General features: G+C 75.0%; 14 protein-coding genes. 8 read left to right on the forward strand and 6 right to left on the reverse strand.

Features of this window, described 5'->3' with window-relative positions; translation table 11 throughout:
- Positions 1-98: 98 nt before the first annotated feature.
- Entirely contained in the window at positions 99-758 is a 660-nt protein-coding gene (locus tag AB0I11_RS18230) for a helix-turn-helix domain-containing protein (RefSeq protein ID WP_357321212.1), read from the reverse strand.
- A 114-nt stretch (positions 759-872) separates the two neighbouring features.
- Here AB0I11_RS18230 and AB0I11_RS18235 point away from each other — a divergent pair, with 114 nt between their 5' ends.
- Genes AB0I11_RS18235 through AB0I11_RS18250 form a run of 4 tightly spaced genes read left to right on the forward strand, consistent with a single transcriptional unit; the run spans position 873 to position 3,656 of the window.
- The gene (locus tag AB0I11_RS18235) at positions 873-1,373 is read left to right on the forward strand and encodes a DUF2231 domain-containing protein (protein ID WP_357321215.1); all 501 of its coding nucleotides are present in this window, start codon (positions 873-875) and stop codon (positions 1,371-1,373) included.
- Positions 1,373-1,768, forward strand: coding sequence for a hypothetical protein (locus AB0I11_RS18240; RefSeq protein WP_357321218.1), 396 nt, complete (start codon positions 1,373-1,375; stop codon positions 1,766-1,768). The genes AB0I11_RS18235 and AB0I11_RS18240 overlap by 1 nt, the downstream gene beginning before the upstream one ends.
- A 1-nt stretch (position 1,769) precedes the next feature.
- Complete coding sequence (gene folE, locus AB0I11_RS18245) at positions 1,770-2,366, forward strand: GTP cyclohydrolase I FolE (protein ID WP_357321221.1); 597 nt, start codon at positions 1,770-1,772, stop codon at positions 2,364-2,366.
- A gap of 30 nt (positions 2,367-2,396) precedes the next feature.
- Positions 2,397-3,656 (forward strand): FAD-dependent oxidoreductase, encoded by a 1,260-nt coding sequence (locus tag AB0I11_RS18250; RefSeq protein ID WP_357321225.1) that lies wholly within the window; start codon positions 2,397-2,399, stop codon positions 3,654-3,656.
- Between the two features lie 210 nt (positions 3,657-3,866).
- On the opposite strand, the gene AB0I11_RS18255 is transcribed toward AB0I11_RS18250, so the two are convergent.
- Both AB0I11_RS18255 and AB0I11_RS18260 read right to left on the reverse strand, forming a co-directional pair.
- Positions 3,867-4,802 (reverse strand): ion transporter, encoded by a 936-nt coding sequence (locus AB0I11_RS18255; RefSeq protein ID WP_357321228.1) that lies wholly within the window; start codon positions 4,800-4,802, stop codon positions 3,867-3,869.
- A 152-nt stretch (positions 4,803-4,954) separates the two neighbouring features.
- Positions 4,955-5,248 (reverse strand): DUF1330 domain-containing protein, encoded by a 294-nt coding sequence (locus tag AB0I11_RS18260; protein ID WP_357321231.1) that lies wholly within the window; start codon positions 5,246-5,248, stop codon positions 4,955-4,957.
- Between the two features lie 248 nt (positions 5,249-5,496).
- Here AB0I11_RS18260 and AB0I11_RS18265 point away from each other — a divergent pair, with 248 nt between their 5' ends.
- From AB0I11_RS18265 to AB0I11_RS18280, 4 genes are all read left to right on the forward strand, one after another.
- The gene (locus AB0I11_RS18265; RefSeq protein ID WP_357321234.1) at positions 5,497-6,459 is read left to right on the forward strand and encodes an SDR family NAD(P)-dependent oxidoreductase; all 963 of its coding nucleotides are present in this window, start codon (positions 5,497-5,499) and stop codon (positions 6,457-6,459) included.
- A gap of 163 nt (positions 6,460-6,622) precedes the next feature.
- Positions 6,623-9,289 carry a cation-transporting P-type ATPase gene (locus AB0I11_RS18270; protein ID WP_357321237.1) on the forward strand — a complete coding sequence of 889 codons (2,667 nt, stop codon included), beginning with the start codon at positions 6,623-6,625 and terminating at the stop codon, positions 9,287-9,289.
- On the forward strand, positions 9,286-10,182 hold the full coding sequence (locus AB0I11_RS18275; RefSeq protein WP_357321240.1) for a universal stress protein: 897 nt from the start codon (positions 9,286-9,288) through the stop codon (positions 10,180-10,182). Before AB0I11_RS18270 ends, AB0I11_RS18275 begins: the two co-directional genes overlap by 4 nt.
- A gap of 121 nt (positions 10,183-10,303) precedes the next feature.
- Positions 10,304-12,544: a hypothetical protein gene (locus AB0I11_RS18280; RefSeq protein ID WP_357321243.1), complete on the forward strand. Its 2,241-nt coding sequence runs from the start codon at positions 10,304-10,306 to the stop codon at positions 12,542-12,544.
- A gap of 96 nt (positions 12,545-12,640) precedes the next feature.
- Here AB0I11_RS18280 and AB0I11_RS18285 read toward each other — a convergent pair whose 3' ends face one another.
- The 3 genes from AB0I11_RS18285 to AB0I11_RS18295 all read right to left on the reverse strand — a co-directional run bounded on the left by AB0I11_RS18285 (position 12,641) and on the right by AB0I11_RS18295 (position 15,136).
- Positions 12,641-13,480: an amino acid ABC transporter ATP-binding protein gene (locus AB0I11_RS18285; RefSeq protein WP_357321246.1), complete on the reverse strand. Its 840-nt coding sequence runs from the start codon at positions 13,478-13,480 to the stop codon at positions 12,641-12,643.
- 5 nt (positions 13,481-13,485) lie between these two features.
- Complete coding sequence (locus AB0I11_RS18290) at positions 13,486-14,280, reverse strand: amino acid ABC transporter permease (RefSeq protein WP_357321248.1); 795 nt, start codon at positions 14,278-14,280, stop codon at positions 13,486-13,488.
- 76 nt (positions 14,281-14,356) lie between these two features.
- On the reverse strand, positions 14,357-15,136 hold the full coding sequence (locus tag AB0I11_RS18295; protein WP_357321251.1) for a basic amino acid ABC transporter substrate-binding protein: 780 nt from the start codon (positions 15,134-15,136) through the stop codon (positions 14,357-14,359).
- Positions 15,137-15,290 lie beyond the last annotated feature (154 nt).

A 15,290-nucleotide genomic window follows, 5' to 3' on the forward strand; every position in this document is an offset into this window, starting at 1 on the left:
TGGAGTGACAAACCTTGATACCGGAACTCCGCTTCCCGCTCTCTGATCAACACACCCCTTGACCGGCCTCGCCCACGCCTAACTGAACGGCGTTGCGGCTAGCGGTCCGGCGTGGCGTCCAGCCGGACGCAGCAGGCGCCGGGCCGGGGGGCGAGCCGGGGCAGCAGGTCGGTGCGGCCGGCGCCGTCGACCAGCCCGCCGAGGAAGGCGTGGTTGAGCCCGCAGACCAGCGCGGTCTGCCGGGCCGCCAGGGCGTGGAACGGGCAGTTGCGCAGCAGCACCTGGTCGCCGAGCGACTCCGGTTCGAAGCCGAGGCCGGCAAGCACGCCCACCAGGTCCTCGTCGGCCTCGCGGATGCGTACGCCGAGGTCCCGGCCGCGCTGCCGGGCGTGCCGCCGCGCCGCCTCGGGGGCGTCGTGCGGGTCCTCGGCGACCGCGTCGGCGAGGATCTCGGCGATCAGCTCGTAGCGCCGCTCGGGGACGGTGATGGCCAGCCCGTCGCCGGCCGCCTCGTAGACCTTCGGTGTGCGGCCCCGCCCCCGGGGCTGGTCGGCCGGCGTCTCGTAGTGGGCCCGCAGCAGTCCCGACTCGACGAGCTTGTCGAGGTGGAACGCGGTGAGGTTGCGGGACATCCCGTGTGCCGCGGCCGCCTCCTCGCGGGTGACCGGATGGTCGGCCCGGCACACGTAGTCGTAGAGCGCCCGTCGGGACCGGTCGACGAGCGCGGCCATCGCGTTCCAGCGCTCCCCGCCGCTCACGCCACGAGGTTATCACCAACGATGGCTATTGAAATTCCGGACGCGCTGGGGCAGCATGACCGCTATCACCAATGAGCATTGGTGAAAATCCCCTGGGGGTTCCCCGTGCGACCCATGGATCAGGCCAAGCATCCGGTGACCACACTGGCCGGCCGCTACGGCCACCCGCTGCATCCCGCGCTGGTCGCGGTGCCGATCGGCGCCTGGGTGGCCAGCTTCGCCTTCGACCTCGCCACCCGCTTCGTACCCGGGTCACCGGACCTCGCCGACGGCGCGCGGTGGCTCATCGGCCTCGGCGTCGTCGGCGCGCTCGCCGCCGCGCTGGTCGGCTTCCTCGACCTGTTCGCCATCCCCACCGGCACCCGCGCCTTCCGCACCGCGCTCGCGCACATGGCGATCAACCTCGCGGTCACCGGCGGGTACGCGGTCAACTTCGCGCTCCGGGACGGCGGCCCGCCCGGCGCGGGACCGCTGGCGCTCTCCGCGGTCGGCCTCGCCGGGCTGGCCGTCGGCGGGTACCTCGGCGGCGAGCTGGCCTACCGCTACGGCGTCCGGGTCGCCGACGAGCGCACCCAGGCGCAGGGCTACCACCACGCAGAGAAGGAGAACGACTGATGGGCATCGCCGCACTCGTCACCTGGCTGATCACGGCCGCCGGTGGCTTCGTCATGCTCGGCACCTGGATCAGCCGGGGCGGCCACCGACCGGACAGCGGCAGCCGCCTGGCGCCGGGCCTGGTGTTCGGTCACTTCGCGCTGGCCGCGATCGGGCTGGTGCTGTGGATCGTCCACCTGGTCCTCGACGACCGCGTGCTCGCCTGGGTCGCGTTCGCCGCGCTGCTGCCGGTGGCCCTGCTCGGGTTCACCATGCTGGCCCGCTGGATCCCCGCCCGCCGGTCCGGCACCGCCGAATCCCGCTTCCCCGTCCCGGTGGTCGTCGGCCACGGCCTGTTCGCCGTCGCCACGCTGGTGCTGACCGCGCTCGCGGCCCTCGGCGTGGGCGGTCGCTGAGGTGACCGTCACCGCGCTGCGGGTGCAGCACCAGCGTCCCCGCCCCGACCCGGCCGCCGCCGAACGGGCCGCGGCGCAGTTCCTCGCCGCCCTCGGGGTGGACCTCTCCGCCGACGGGCTCGCCGACACCCCGGGCCGGATGGCCCGCGCCTACGCCGAACTGCTCACCCCGCGCGAGTTCCAGCTCACCACCTTCGCCAACGACGAGGGCTACGACGAGCTGGTGCTGGCCCGGGCCATCCCGATCCGGTCGGTCTGCGAGCACCACCTGCTGCCGTTCGTCGGTGTCGCGCACGTGGGCTACCTGCCCGGCGCCCGCATCCTCGGACTGTCCAAACTGGCCCGGGTGGTCGAGCTGTTCGCCCACGGCCCCCAGGTCCAGGAGCGCCTCACCAAGCAGATCGCCGACTGGCTGACCGCGAACCTGCGCCCGCGCGGCGTCGGCGTGGTCATCGAGGCCGAACACCTGTGCATGACCCTGCGCGGCGTGCGGGCCGTCGGCAGCAGCACCATCACCTCCACCCTGCTCGGCACCCTGCGCGACGACCACCGCTCCCGCGCCGAGTTCTTCACCCTCACCGGCGTCGGCCCCCGCTGACCGGCGTACCGCCAGAAAGGAGCTGGACCGATGTCGACAACCGACCGGTTCGTGATCGTGGGCGCCGGGCTCGCCGGTGCGCGGGCCGCCCAGACGCTGCGGGAGGAGGGCTTCGCCGGCGGCATCGTCGTGCTCGGCGACGAACCCGAGCGGCCGTACGAACGCCCACCGCTGTCCAAGGGGCTGCTGACCGGCGGGGCCGAACCCGACAGCGTGTTCGTGCACGACGCCGGGTGGTACGCCGCGCACGACGTCGACCTGCGCACCGCCACCCGGGCGGTCGCCGTCGACCGCGCCGCCCGGGCGGTCCGCCTCGCTGACGGCGAGCAGCTGCGCTACGACAAGCTGCTGCTGGCCACCGGCGCCACGCCCCGCGACCTCGCGGCGCCCGGCGCCCACCTGGCCGGGGTGCTGCGGCTGCGTACCCTCGCCGACAGCCGCCGGATCGGCGCCGCGCTGGTCGACGGCGCGCGCGTCGTGATCGTCGGAGCGGGGTGGATCGGCCTGGAGGTGGCCGCCGCCGCCCGGCAACGCGGCGCCACCGTCGACGTCGTCGAGACGGCCACGCTGCCGTTGCGCCGGGTGCTCGGCGACGAGATCGCCGGGGTCTTCGCCAACCTGCACCGGGACCACGGCGTCACCTTCCACTTCGGCGCGGAGGTGCACGAGATCCGCGGCACCGATCGGGTCTCCTCGGTCCGGCTGGCCGACGGCACCGAGTTGCCGGCCGACGCCGTGGTGGTCGCCGTGGGCGTGCGGCCGAACACCGAGCTGGCGACCGCGGCGGGCCTCGCCGTCGAGAACGGCATCCACGTCGACGCGTCCCTGCGCACCGCCGACCCGGACGTGTACGCCGCCGGCGACGTGGCCAACGCCTACCATCCGGTGCTGCGCCGGCGGCTGCGCGTCGAGCACTGGGCCAACGCGCTGCACGGCGGCCCCGCCGCGGCCCGGGCCATGCTCGGCCAGCCGGTCAGCTACGACGACCTGCCCTACTTCTACACCGACCAGTACGAGCTGGGCATGGAGTACGTCGGGCACGCCCCGCCCGGGGCGGCCGACCGGGTGGTCGTCCGGGGCGACCTCGCCAAGCGCGAGTTCATCGCGTTCTGGACCGCCGGCGGGCAGGTGCTCGCCGGGATGAACGTCAACGTGTGGGACGTCGTCCCGGCGATCCGGCGGCTCGTCACGGCGGCCCACCCGGTCGACCTCGACCGGCTCGCCGACCCGGACGTGCCCCTCGCCGACCTGCTGCCGCCGGACCCGCCCGCCGAACGGCAGGCCGGGTAGCCGGCGTCACCGCCGCGCGGACCGGTCGGCGCCCACGGGTGCCGGCCGGCTCCGCCGGGCAGGAGGCCGGCGCTCACGGGTGCCGGCCGGCTCCGGCGGGAGGGAGCCGGCGCCCGCGGGTGCCGGCCGGCTCCGCCGGGGCGGGGGGCCGGCGCGGTGGCGGCGGGCCGGCGCGCCGTCCTCGCCCCGGGTGCGCCGGGGGCGAGGTCGTCAGCCGGTGGGCTCCCGTTGCTGGCGCGGCCGGGCCGGTGCGTCCTCCCGGTCGATCCGCAACTCCCGCTCGAGCGCGGCGATGACGGCGCGCAGGTCGTCCAGCCGCTGGGTGAGCGCGATCCGGTCCAACTCGTCGGGCAACCCGTCGCCGTCCTCGTCGTAGTCCGGGGCCAGCCGCTCGGTCATCTCCAACCGGCGAGCCTCCTCCATGGAGTTGACGATGACCGCGATCAGGATGTTGAGCAGCAGGTTCACGGTGATCAGGACGAAGCTGACGTAGTAGACCAGGGTCCACGGCGACACCGCCATGCCCTGCTCGACCAGATCCGGCAGGGTCTCCAGCGACAGCAGCACGAACAGGGTCAGCAGCGAGCGGCCGATGTCGCCGTACTGCTCCGGGTAGCGCTGCCCGAAGATCAGCCAGCCGGCCATGCCGTACATGTAGAGGGTCACCGCGGCCAGCGCGAGGAAACCCGCGACCCCGGGCAGGCTGCGCCACAGCGCCGCCACGATGGTGCGCAGCCCGGGTGAGAAGCGCACCAGGCGCAGCACCCGGGCGACCCGCAGGAAGCGCAGCACCCCCGAGTCGCCGTGCAGGCCCGGAATGAAGATGGTGGCGGTGACCAGGAAGTCGAAGACATTCCAGCCGTGCCGGAAGAAGTCCTGCGGCCGGCGGCCGTAGGCCAGCACCCGGATCGCGATCTCGACGACGAAGACGAGCCGGAAGAACCATTCGAACCACCGCAGGGCCGGGTGCGCCGCCCCGAGGTCCCGGTAGGTCTCGAAGCCGAGCACCGCCCCGTTCAGCATGATGACCACGACGATCACCACGTCGAAGGCGCGCGAGTCGGCGATCAGCGCGCAGCGGTCCGCCAGCTTCGACCGCGGCGCGGGCGGCGCGCCCCGCTGCGCCGGCACGGTGGGCCCGGTCACCGCCCCGACCCGCCCGCGCTTGCGGCGGGACCGTCGGACGGGGCGGGTACGCGGTGCCGGGCAAGCATGCCGACAAGCCTAGAGGTGCCGCCGGTACGGGTTCGTGCCCGGCGACCCCGCGGTGGCGGCCCGGCGGCGACCGCCGGCCGGCGTCAGGCCGCGGCTTCGATGATGCGCAGATCGCGGTCGGCGCCGTCGCCGAGCGCCCGCAGCGCCTCCTGGTAGGCCGCGCTGCCGTGGGCGGCGAGCGCGGCGTCGACGCTGGGGAACTCGATCAGCGTCGTCCGCTCCACCAGGCCGGCCTCGAACGCGTGCGACGGCAGGCCGCGCGCCAGGAACGTGCCGCCGGCCGCGCGCAGCGCCGGCCCCGCCAGTTCCGCGTACGCGGCGACCTTCGCCTCGTCGCTGATGGACCGGTACGTGGTGATCCAGTAGGCCTTCGGCACCGTCGCCGTCCCCCTCGTCCTGGGCCGTCCCCCTGTTGGGATGCCTCAGGAAGGGTAACGGTCACCGGAGCGCGCGGACTGCCGGTAGGCGCCCGGGGCCCGGCCGGTGACCCGCTTGACGGCGACGCTCAGCGCCGACCACCGGGCCGGCCAGCCAGCCCAGGGCACGCCTCCGGTGGACGGTCGCTCAAGAATGCCGGACGTCGAACTACCGGCGGTCCAGGGTCACGCTCCGTAGCGTACGGGTCATGACCCGCAGCGCCCGCCTCAGCACACCGTTCCACGCCCGTACCTCCGCCGCCGAGATCCTGACCGGCGTCGACCTCGCCGGGCGCCGCATGATCGTCACCGGGGGCGCCTCCGGCATCGGCCGGGAGACCGCCCGCGCCCTGGCCGGTGCCGGCGCCGAGGTCACCGTGGCCACCCGCGATCCCGCCCACGGCGCGGACCTGGTGGCCGAGTTCGCCGGCCCCGGCCCGGGCAGCGTCCGGGGGGCCGCCCTCGACCTGGCCGACCTGGCCTCCGTCGACGCCTTCGTCGCCGACTGGCAGGGCCCGCTGCACGCCCTGGTCGCCAACGCCGGGATCATGGCACTGCCCGAGCGGCGGCTCACCGACGCCGGCTGGGAACTGCAACTGGCGACGAACTACCTCGGCCACTTCGCGCTCGCCCGCGGCCTGCACGACAACCTGCGCGCCGGCTCCGCCCGGGTGGTCGTGGTCAGCTCCGGGGCGCACCTGCGCGAGGCGTTCGACTTCGACGACCCGCAGTTCGCGCGGCAGCCCTACGACCCGTGGGCGGCGTACGGCCGGTCCAAGACCGCCGGCGTCCTGCTCGCGGTGGGCATCGCCCGGCACTGGGCCGGGGACGGGATCACCGCCAACGCGCTCAACCCCGGCTACATCACCACGAACCTGCAACGGCACATGGACGCGGCGACGCTGCGCGCGTTCGGGGCGATGGACGAGGCCGGCAACCGGGTCGAACCGCCCTACTACAAGACTCCCGCCCAGGGCGCGGCGACCTCGGTGCTGCTTGCCGCCTCGCCGCTGCTGGACGGGGTCACCGGCCGGTACTTCGACGACAACCAGGAGGCCGAGGTGGTGGCGGGCGGACCGGAGGCGACCGGCGGGGTGGCCGCCCACGCCGTCGACCCGGCCGCCGCCGACCGGCTCTGGGCGTACGCGGAGCAGGCCCTCGCCTCCCGCTGAGCCGGCCGCCCGGGCCGGTGCCGCCGGCGCAAGGGCCCAACGGCCCGGCCGGCTGTGCTGATCTTCACTGGCCGTCGCGGGGCCGGATGAACCACCATGAAAGGTGCGGGCGGGCCACGGCGGCGCGGGCCGGAAGGGGTGGAGCGCGATGACGGGACGGCCGGTGACCAGTGCGACCGAGGTCCTTCCCGATGCCGGCCCCGGCACGCCCGGCGAAGGGGCCGGCCTCAGCTCGGCGGAGGCGGCGGCCCGGCTGACCGCCGACGGCCCGAACAGCACGGCCACCCCGCAGCGCCGGCACCTGGCCACCCGCATCGTGCGCCAGCTCACCGACCCGCTGGTCGCGCTGCTGCTGGCCGCCGCCGTGGTGACCACAGTGCTGCGGGACTACCCGGACACCGCGGTGATCCTGCTGGTGGTGCTGGTCAACACCGTGATCGGCGTGGTGCAGGAGGTGCGGGCGGACCGGGCGATCGCCGCGCTGGACCGGCTCGCCGCGCCGACCGCCCGGGTGGTCCGCGACGGCCGGGACCTCGTCCTGCCCGCCGCCGGTCTGGTCCGCGGCGACCTGGTCCGCGTCGAGGCCGGCGACGTGGTCCCTGCCGACCTGCTGCTCACCGAGGCCGCCCGGCTGCACCTCGACGAGTCGGCGCTGACCGGCGAGTCGGTGCCGGTCGCCCGGGGCGCCGGCGACGAGGCCAGCGCCGGCACGGTGGTCACCACCGGCCGGGCCACCGGCACCGTGGCGCGCACCGGCGCGGCCAGCGCGCTGGGCCGGATCACCGCGCTGGTCTCCGCCACCCGGCCCGCCGCCACCCCGCTGCAACGCCGGCTGACCGCCCTCGGCCGGGTCCTCGGCCTGGCCGCGGTGGTGCTCTCCGCCCTGGTGTTCGTCATCGGCGTGGCCGGCGGCCGGCCGGTGGTGGACATGGCGGTCACCGCGGTCAGCCTGGTGGTGGCGGCGGTGCCCGAGTCGCTGCCGGCCGTGGTCACCCTCGCGCTGGCCCTCGGCGCCCGGCGGATGGCCGGGGCGCGGGCCATTCCCCGGCGGCTGCACGCCGTGGAGACGCTCGGCTCGGTCACGGTGATCGCCTCCGACAAGACCGGGACGCTCACCGAGGGCCGGATGGCGGTCCAGCACGCGATCACCCGGGACGGCACCCGGTACGGCATCACCGGCCACGGATACCGGCCGGAGGGCGCCGTGCAGCGGCACGGCCAGCCGGTGACCGTACCGGAGGAACTGCGCCGGCTGGCGCGGGCCGGGCTGCTCTGCAACGACGCCACGCTGTCCCCGCCCACCGACGAACGGCCGGACTGGGCCGCCGTGGGCGACCCGCTCGAAGCGGCGCTGGTGGCGTTCGCCGCCCGCTGCGGCCTGGACCCGGAGCAGACCCGCGCCGCCTGGCCGCGGGTCGCCGAGCACCCGTTCGACCAGGACCTGCGGCGGATGACCACCGTGCACCGGGCGGACGACGGCCGGTACCTGGTGGCCTGCAAGGGCGCGCCGGAGAACGTGCTGCGCGCGCCACTGGTCGACGCCACCGACGCGGAGACCGCCGAGCTGATCGCCGCCGCGCGCCGGCTGGCCGGCGAGGGCCTCCGGGTGCTCGCGGTCGCCTCCGCCGTACGGGACGCCCCGCCGGCCGACCCGGCCCGGCCGACCGGGCTGCACCCGGTCGGGCTGGTGGCGATCGCCGACCCGCTGCGCGCCGGCGCCACCGAGGTGGCCGGCAGCTTCGACGCGGCCGGCGTACGCCTGGTGCTGATCACCGGCGACCACCCGGCCACCGCCACCGCGATCGGCGGCCAACTGGGCCTCTGGCACGAGGGCGAGCCGTTGGCCTGCGGCGACGACGGCGACCTGGCGCGGGCGCACCCGCAGACCCGGGTGTACGCGCGGACCCAGCCGGAGCAGAAGCTCGACATCATCGCCGGGTTGCAGTCCCAGGGGCACGTGGTGGCGATGACCGGCGACGGCGTCAACGACGCCCCGGCGCTGCGCCGCGCCGACATCGGGGTGGCCATGGGCGGCGGCAGCGAGGTGGCCCGGCAGGCCGCCGACCTGGTGCTGGTCGACGACGACCTGGCCACCGTGGCGACCGCGATCGGCGAGGGCCGCCGGATCTACGCCAACATCCGGCGCTTCCTGCGCTACGCCCTCTCCGGCGGCGTCGCGGAGATCGCGGTGATGCTGCTCGGCCCGCTGTTCGGGCTGGCCGTGCCGCTGCTGCCGGCGCAGATCCTCTGGGTCAACCTGCTCACCCACGGGGTGCCGGGGGTGGCGCTGGGCGCGGAGCCGGCGGAGCCGGGGCTGCTGCGCCGGGCGCCCCGGTCCCCGCAGGAGTCGGTGCTCGGCGCCGGGCTCGGCCGCGACGTGCTGCTCACCGGTGGGCTGATCGCGGCGGTGGTGCTCGGCGCGGGAGCGCTCGCCGCCCGGTGGGACCGCCCCTGGCAGTCGGTGGTCTTCGTGGTGCTCGGCCTGGCCCAGCTCGGCGTCGCGCTGGCGGTACGGGCGCCCCGGACGCCCGGCTCGGCGGAGCGCAACCTCGCCCTGCCGGCCGCGGTGGCGCTCTCGGCGCTGCTGCAACTGGCCGGCGTGCTGCTGCCGCCGCTGCGCGGCCTGCTCGGCACCGAGCCGCTGGGCGCGGCGGAGCTGCTGGCCTGTGCCGTGGTGAGCACGCTGCCCGGCCTGGTGCTGTGGCTGACCCGGGCCGGGCGCGGCCGGGTCACGACGGACGGGCCGGGCGCGACCGCGCCCGGCACCGATGACACGGCGGCCGGGCCGGCCCCGGTCGGCGCGGACCGCAACGGAAGTGAGTCACGATGACCAGCGACAACGGCAACCCGGTGGTGGTGGGGGTCGACGGTTCGGCGATCGCGTTGGAGGCGGTCCGCGCCGCCGCCCGGGAGGCGGTGCTGCGGCGGCGACCGCTGCGGATCGTGCACGCGTTCATCTGGCCACTGATGAACGTGCCGCTCGGGCCCGACCCGAGCGGCCCGGCCACCGGTGGCCTGCGCCACCAGGCCGAGCGGTACGTCGCCGAGGCGGTGGCCGAGGCCGCGGCGGTGGCCCCGGACCTGCCGGTCACCGGCGCGGTGGTCGACGGCGCGGCCGTCCGGGTGCTGCTCGACGAGGCCTGCCACGGCGCGCTGCTGGTGCTCGGCAACCGAGGGCTCGGCGGCTTCGCCGGCCTGCTGATCGGCTCGGTGACCGTGCAGGTGTCCACCCGCGCCCAGTGCCCGGTGCTGGTCGTCCGCGGCGAGCCGCGCGCCACCGGCCCGGTGGTGGTCGGGGTGGACGGCTCCGAGTCCTCCGCCGCGGCGCTCGGGTGGGCGGTCGAGGCGGCGGCCCGACGCGGCGCCCCGCTGGTCGCGGTGCACGCCTGGCTCTACCCGACGCCGGTCACCCCGGGCGACGTGCTGCCGCTCGGCCACGACCTGGACGCGCTGGCGGCGGGCGGGCAGCGGCTGCTGGCCGAGTCCGTCGACGGACTCGCCGCGCGCCACCCCGACGTGCCGGTGCAGCAGCGGCTGGTCCGCGGCTCCCCCGCCGGGGCCCTGGTCGAGGCGTCCCGGACGGCCCAGCTCGTGGTCGTCGGTGCCCGCGGCCGGGGGCCCCTCGCCGGGCTGCTGCTCGGTTCGGTCAGCCACGCCGTGCTGCACCACGCGCACTGCCCGGTGGCGGTCGTGCCGCACTCCGGACCCGACGCGCGGCCCTGAGCCGCGTCGCGGCGGCACCGCCGCCGGGGGCGTGTGAGCGGGCGCGGAACGGGTAGACCGCCGCGCCGTGCGCGCCCCACCGGGCTTCGCGGTACCGGTGCCACCACCACGCGGGGGATCGATGTCGGACGCGCCAGCGCAGCCGGACCCACCGACGGAGATCGTCGAGCTGCGGGTGCACGGGGTCTCCGGCGCCGGCGCGGAGCAGGTGCTGGACCGGCCGCACGTGCGGCAGGTCGCCGGGGACCGCAGCGGCGGCTTCTACCGCCCCCGCCCCGGCTACCCGGACACCCGGGGCGCGGGCGGGGTGATCCTGGAGGCGTACCGGTGGCGGGACCTGCCGTCGGGCACGGCGGTACGCACCCTGTCGCTGGTGTTCCTGCTGCCGTTCATGCTCTGCAACATGGCGATCTGGATGCGCCCGGCCAGCGGCACCGCCTCCACCGCCGTGGTGAAGGGCCTGTGCCGGGTGCTCGCGCTGACCCTCACGGCGCTGTACGTGCTCACCGTGGCGGAGGTGGCGCTGGACCTGGTCGCCTGGCGGTGCATGGGCACGCCCCGGTGCGTGGCCGGCCGGAGCTGGGTGTCCTGGCTGGGCGGCCGGCCGGTGGGGTTGCGGCTGGCGCTGATGTCGCTGGTGCCGGTCGCGGCGGTCGCGCTGGTCTGGCGGCTGGGCACCCGGCCGGGCTGGACATTTTCGGAGTTCCGCGGCACGTTGACCACCTCCGGCGAGCACCAGCTCACCGCAGTCGGCCAGTGGGACGCCGCGCCGATCGTGGCCCGGCTGCGCGCGGTGCACGTGGCCGCCGCCCTGGCCACCCTGGACGCGGTGCTGCTGGCCGCCCGGATCGCCGGCCCGGCGGCGGTGCCCTGGGCGCTGCCGCTGGCCGGGCTCACCGGACTGCTCCTGGCCGCCTGTGTCGGGCTGGTCTGCGCGTACCCGCTGATGGACCGGACCGAGCCGAGCCGGCTCCTGGACCGGGGCGTACGCGGCCTGCGGGTGGCGGCGCTGGCGCTCACCGGGGTGGTGCTGGTCGCGGTGGCCGTCGAGCCGGCGCCCTGGCGGGCCGCGACCGGTCTGCCCGCGTACCCGACGATCCTGGGTCTGTTCTTCCTGAGCCAGACCGTCCTGCTCGTGGTGCTCGCCGGGGCGGTGTGGTGGGCCCGGGGGCGGGCGCCCGGCGGCAACCGGTTGCGGGCGCTCGGCGCCCCGGTCATGGGCGCGGTCGCGACCGGGCTCGCGGTCGCCTTCTCCGGCGAGGCGGTCTACCGGGTGGCGGACCTGCTGGACCGGGGCGCGCAGGCCGCCGAGCGGCTGTCCAGCAGCCCGCCGCTGGCCTTCAAGTGGGCGATCTTCGGGTTCTTCCTGGCGGTGGCGGTGGCCGCGGTGGCCGCCGCGGTGGTGGCGGTGGCGTCCGGGCCGGCCCGCCGGCGCGCCGCGCGGGAGATCGTCGACCGCGACTTCCCCGCCGCGCCGCCCGAGTCGGACCTGCGCCGGCAGCAGGTGCGCAGGATGATCGCCCGGGCCCGGTTCACCGAGTGGCTGACGCCGCTCGCCCTCATCTACGCGGCGCTGGCCGGGGTCGGCATGGCCACCAGCACCCTCGGCATGGTCCGCGAGTATCCCAGCGACCTGATCGAGCGCTGGACCCCGATCCCCGGGGACCTGGTCAACTTCAGCCTGCTCCTCGGCAGTTACGTCATCGCCGCCGTGGTCCTCGGCCTGATCATCGGCGGTCTCTTCGCGTACCGGACGCCGGAGTTCCGCCGCTTCGTCGGCGTGCTGTGGGACGTGGGCACCTTCTGGCCGCGCGCCGCGCACCCGTTCGCGCCGCCCTGCTACGCGGAGCGGGCCGTGCCGGAGCTCAGCCGCCGGATCAGCTACCTGACCGGGCAGGGCCACGGGGTGCTGCTGACCGGGCACAGCCACGGCTCGATGCTGCTCGCCGCGGCCGTGCTGCAACTACCGCCGGCGGCCGCCGACCGGGTGGCCCTGCTGACCTACGGCGCTCCGATCCGCCGGCTGTACGCGCGCTGGTTCCCCGCGTACGTGCACGACGAGGTGCTCGGCGAGCTGGGGCGGCGGGTCGGCTGGCGCTGGCTCAACCTGTGGCGGGACACCGACGCGATCGGCGGCTGGGTCTTCTCGCCGCACCGGCCCGGCGAGCCGGCCACGGTGACCGGGCCGGCGGCGACGGTGGACCGGCGGCTGCGGGACCCGACCGGGGTGGTGGTGCCGCCCAACGACACGGTGCCGCCGCCGATCGTCGGGCACTGGCCCAGCGAGTACGACCCGCGCTTCGCCGCCGCCGTCCGCGACCTGGCCGGCCGCCTGCGGGACCGCCCGGCCACACCGCGCTGAACCGCCCGGCCGCACCCCGCTGAACCGGCGCGGCAGCGGATCGGCCGGCGGCGCGGGGTGGCCCGGCGGGCGGCGCTGCGCCGGTCGCCGGGCGGGTCAGATCTGGTGCCGGTCGTCGGCGGGCAGGCCGGGCGAGGCGGGCGGTTCGGCGGACTGGCCGGGCGGGTCGAGCTGCGCGACGTGGGTCGGGTCCAGCACCCGGGAGAGGAAGGAGCGGGTGCGCTCGTGCCGGGGCGCGCCGAGCACCTCGCGCGGCGGCCCCTGCTCGACCACCACGCCGCCGTCCATGAACACCACCCGGTCGGCGACGTCGCGGGCGAACGCCATCTCGTGGGTGACCACCATCATGGTCATGCCCTCCTCGGCGAGCTGGCGCATGACGGTGAGGACGTCACCGACCAGTTCCGGGTCGAGCGCGGAGGTCGGCTCGTCGAAGAGCATCAGCTTCGGGTCCATGGACAGTGACCGGGCGATCGCCGCCCGCTGCTGCTGGCCGCCGGAGAGCTGCGCCGGGTACGCGCCGGCCTTGTCGGTGAGGCCGACCCGCGCCAGGTTGGCCCGGGCGACCCGTTCGGCCTCGGCCCGGCCGCGGCGCAGCACCCGGCGCTGGGCGATGGTGAGGTTGGCCAGCACGGTCAGGTGCGGGAAGAGGTTGAACGACTGGAAGACCATGCCGATGCCGCGCCGGACCGCGTCGATCTCGACGTCCGGGTCGGTCATCTCGGTCCCGTCGACCCAGATCTTGCCGGCGGTCGGCTCCTCGAGGAGGTTGACGCAGCGCAGCAGGGTCGACTTGCCGGAGCCGGAGGGCCCGATCACGCAGACCACCTCGCCGTGGCCGACCTCGAAGTCGATGCCCTTGAGCACCTCGAGTGGACCGAAGGACTTGTGCAGGTCGCGGATCTCGACGGCGGGCCGGGACGGGGAAGTCGTCATCAGGGTCACCGAGCCTTGGCGTAGCGGAGTTCGAGGCGTCGTACCACCTGGGACAGGGGCAGGGTGATGATCAGGTAGGTGAGGCCGGCCACCAGCAGCGGGGTGGCGTTCACCCGGTCGTTCAGGGTGTCCCGGCCGAACTTGGTGACCTCGATGGTCTGCGCCGTGACGCCGAGCACGTAGGCCAGCGACGAGTCCTTGGTGAGCAGGATGAGCTCGTTGGTCAGCGGCGGGATCACGATCCGGAACGCCTGCGGGATGACGATGGTCCGCATCGCGGTGAAGTGCGACATGCCCAGGGTGCGGGCCGCCTCCATCTGTCCCTTCGGCACGGCCTGGATGCCGGCCCGGATGGTCTCGGCCATGTAGGCGGCGGCGGTCAGGCCGAGACCGATCGAGATGGACCCGAACACCCCGCCGGGGATCTCCCGCTCCGGGAAGGCGATCGGGATGCCGTAGCCGACCAGGAAGAGCACCAGCAGCGCGGGCAGGCCCCGGAACAGTTCGATGTACGCGGTGGCCACCCAGCGGTACGGCGCGACCCGGGACAGCCGCATGAGCGCCAGGATGGTGCCGAAGACCAGGCCGAAGGCGAACGCGCCCAGGGTGTAGAGGATGGTGTTGCGCAGCGCGACGGTGATCACCGTCGGGAACATCGACTCGATGATGTCGACGCGGAAGAAGGCCTCCCGCAGCCGGCCCCAGTCCGCGGCGAGGAGCACCACGGCGATGACCGCGACGAAGGCCAGGTACTGGAGCCAGAGGGACAGCCGTTCTCGCTGGCGACGGCGCAGCTTCACGGTTCGACGCTCCTTGACTGTGCGGGGTTGACGGCGCGGAGGGCGCGCCCACCGGGGCGCGCCCTCCGGAAACCGATCAGGCGTTCGGCTTCTTGCCGATCCACTTGGCGTAGATCGTGTCGTACGTGCCGTCCTGCTTGGCCTTGGCCAGCGCGTCGTTGATCTTCTTGAGCAGCTCCGGGTTGCCGTCCTTCTTCACCGAGAAGCCGTACTGCTCGCCGGTGTCGAACTCGGCCGCGACCTCGAAGCCGCCCTGGTGCTCCTTGATGTACTCGGTCCAGACCGGCAGGTCGTTGATGGCCCCCTCGATCTGCCCGTTGGCGAGGGCCTGCTGCTCGGCGGCGAGGTCCTCGAACTCGACGAGCTGCAGGCCCTTCTCGTCGGCGTACTTCTTGGCGTAGTCGCGGCCGGTGGTCGCGGCCTGGACGCCGAGCTTCTTGCCCTTGAGGTCGTCCAGCGACTTGTACGGCTTGCCGGTCTTGACCAGCAGCGCCTGGGTGGCGTCGAAGTAGGGGGCGGAGAAGTCCATGACCTTCTTCCGCTCCTCGGTGATGGTCATGCCGGCCGCGGCCGCGTCGCACTTGCCGGCGTTGAGGTCCTGGCCGGACTTGATGCCCTCGAACGGGGTGTCGATGATCGTCTGCTCGACGCCCAGGTCCTTGGCGACCAGGTCCATGAGGTCGACGTCGAAGCCGATCACCTTGCCGGCGGCGTCCTTGGACTGGAACGGCGCGTACGGCAGGTGGGTGCAGACGGTGAGCTTGCCCTTCTCGACGAGCTTGACCCCGTCGGCCTGGACCTCGCCCTGCTCCTTCTTGGCGCATCCCGCGCTCACCGCGAGGGCGGCGATCGCCACGACGAGGCCAGTCCTGCGGACTGCGCTACGGACCTTCACGGCAGTGTCCCTCCGTTTGACCCCGGCGAACGCGCAGCCAGGGCTGGTGCAAATGACGGCGTTGCCGGGGGACGCTACCCGATCGGCGGGGCCACTCCAAGATCAGGAGTAAGGA

It is taken from the genome of Micromonospora sp. NPDC050495 (assembly GCF_040655175.1).
GTDB lineage: Bacteria > Actinomycetota > Actinomycetes > Mycobacteriales > Micromonosporaceae > Micromonospora.

Excerpts from the sequence above, each read along its gene's own strand:
- AB0I11_RS18240 (WP_357321218.1), top strand. The coding sequence starts at position 1,373 with ATGGGCATCGCCGCACTCGTCACCTGGCTGATCACGGCCGCCGGTGGC.
- AB0I11_RS18250 (WP_357321225.1), top strand. The coding sequence starts at position 2,397 with ATGTCGACAACCGACCGGTTCGTGATCGTGGGCGCCGGGCTCGCCGGT.
- AB0I11_RS18285 (WP_357321246.1), bottom strand. The coding sequence starts at position 13,480 with ATGACGACTTCCCCGTCCCGGCCCGCCGTCGAGATCCGCGACCTGCAC.
- AB0I11_RS18265 (WP_357321234.1), top strand. The coding sequence starts at position 5,497 with ATGACCCGCAGCGCCCGCCTCAGCACACCGTTCCACGCCCGTACCTCC.
- AB0I11_RS18235 (WP_357321215.1), top strand. The coding sequence starts at position 873 with ATGGATCAGGCCAAGCATCCGGTGACCACACTGGCCGGCCGCTACGGC.
- AB0I11_RS18275 (WP_357321240.1), top strand. The coding sequence starts at position 9,286 with ATGACCAGCGACAACGGCAACCCGGTGGTGGTGGGGGTCGACGGTTCG.
- AB0I11_RS18280 (WP_357321243.1), top strand. The coding sequence starts at position 10,304 with ATGTCGGACGCGCCAGCGCAGCCGGACCCACCGACGGAGATCGTCGAG.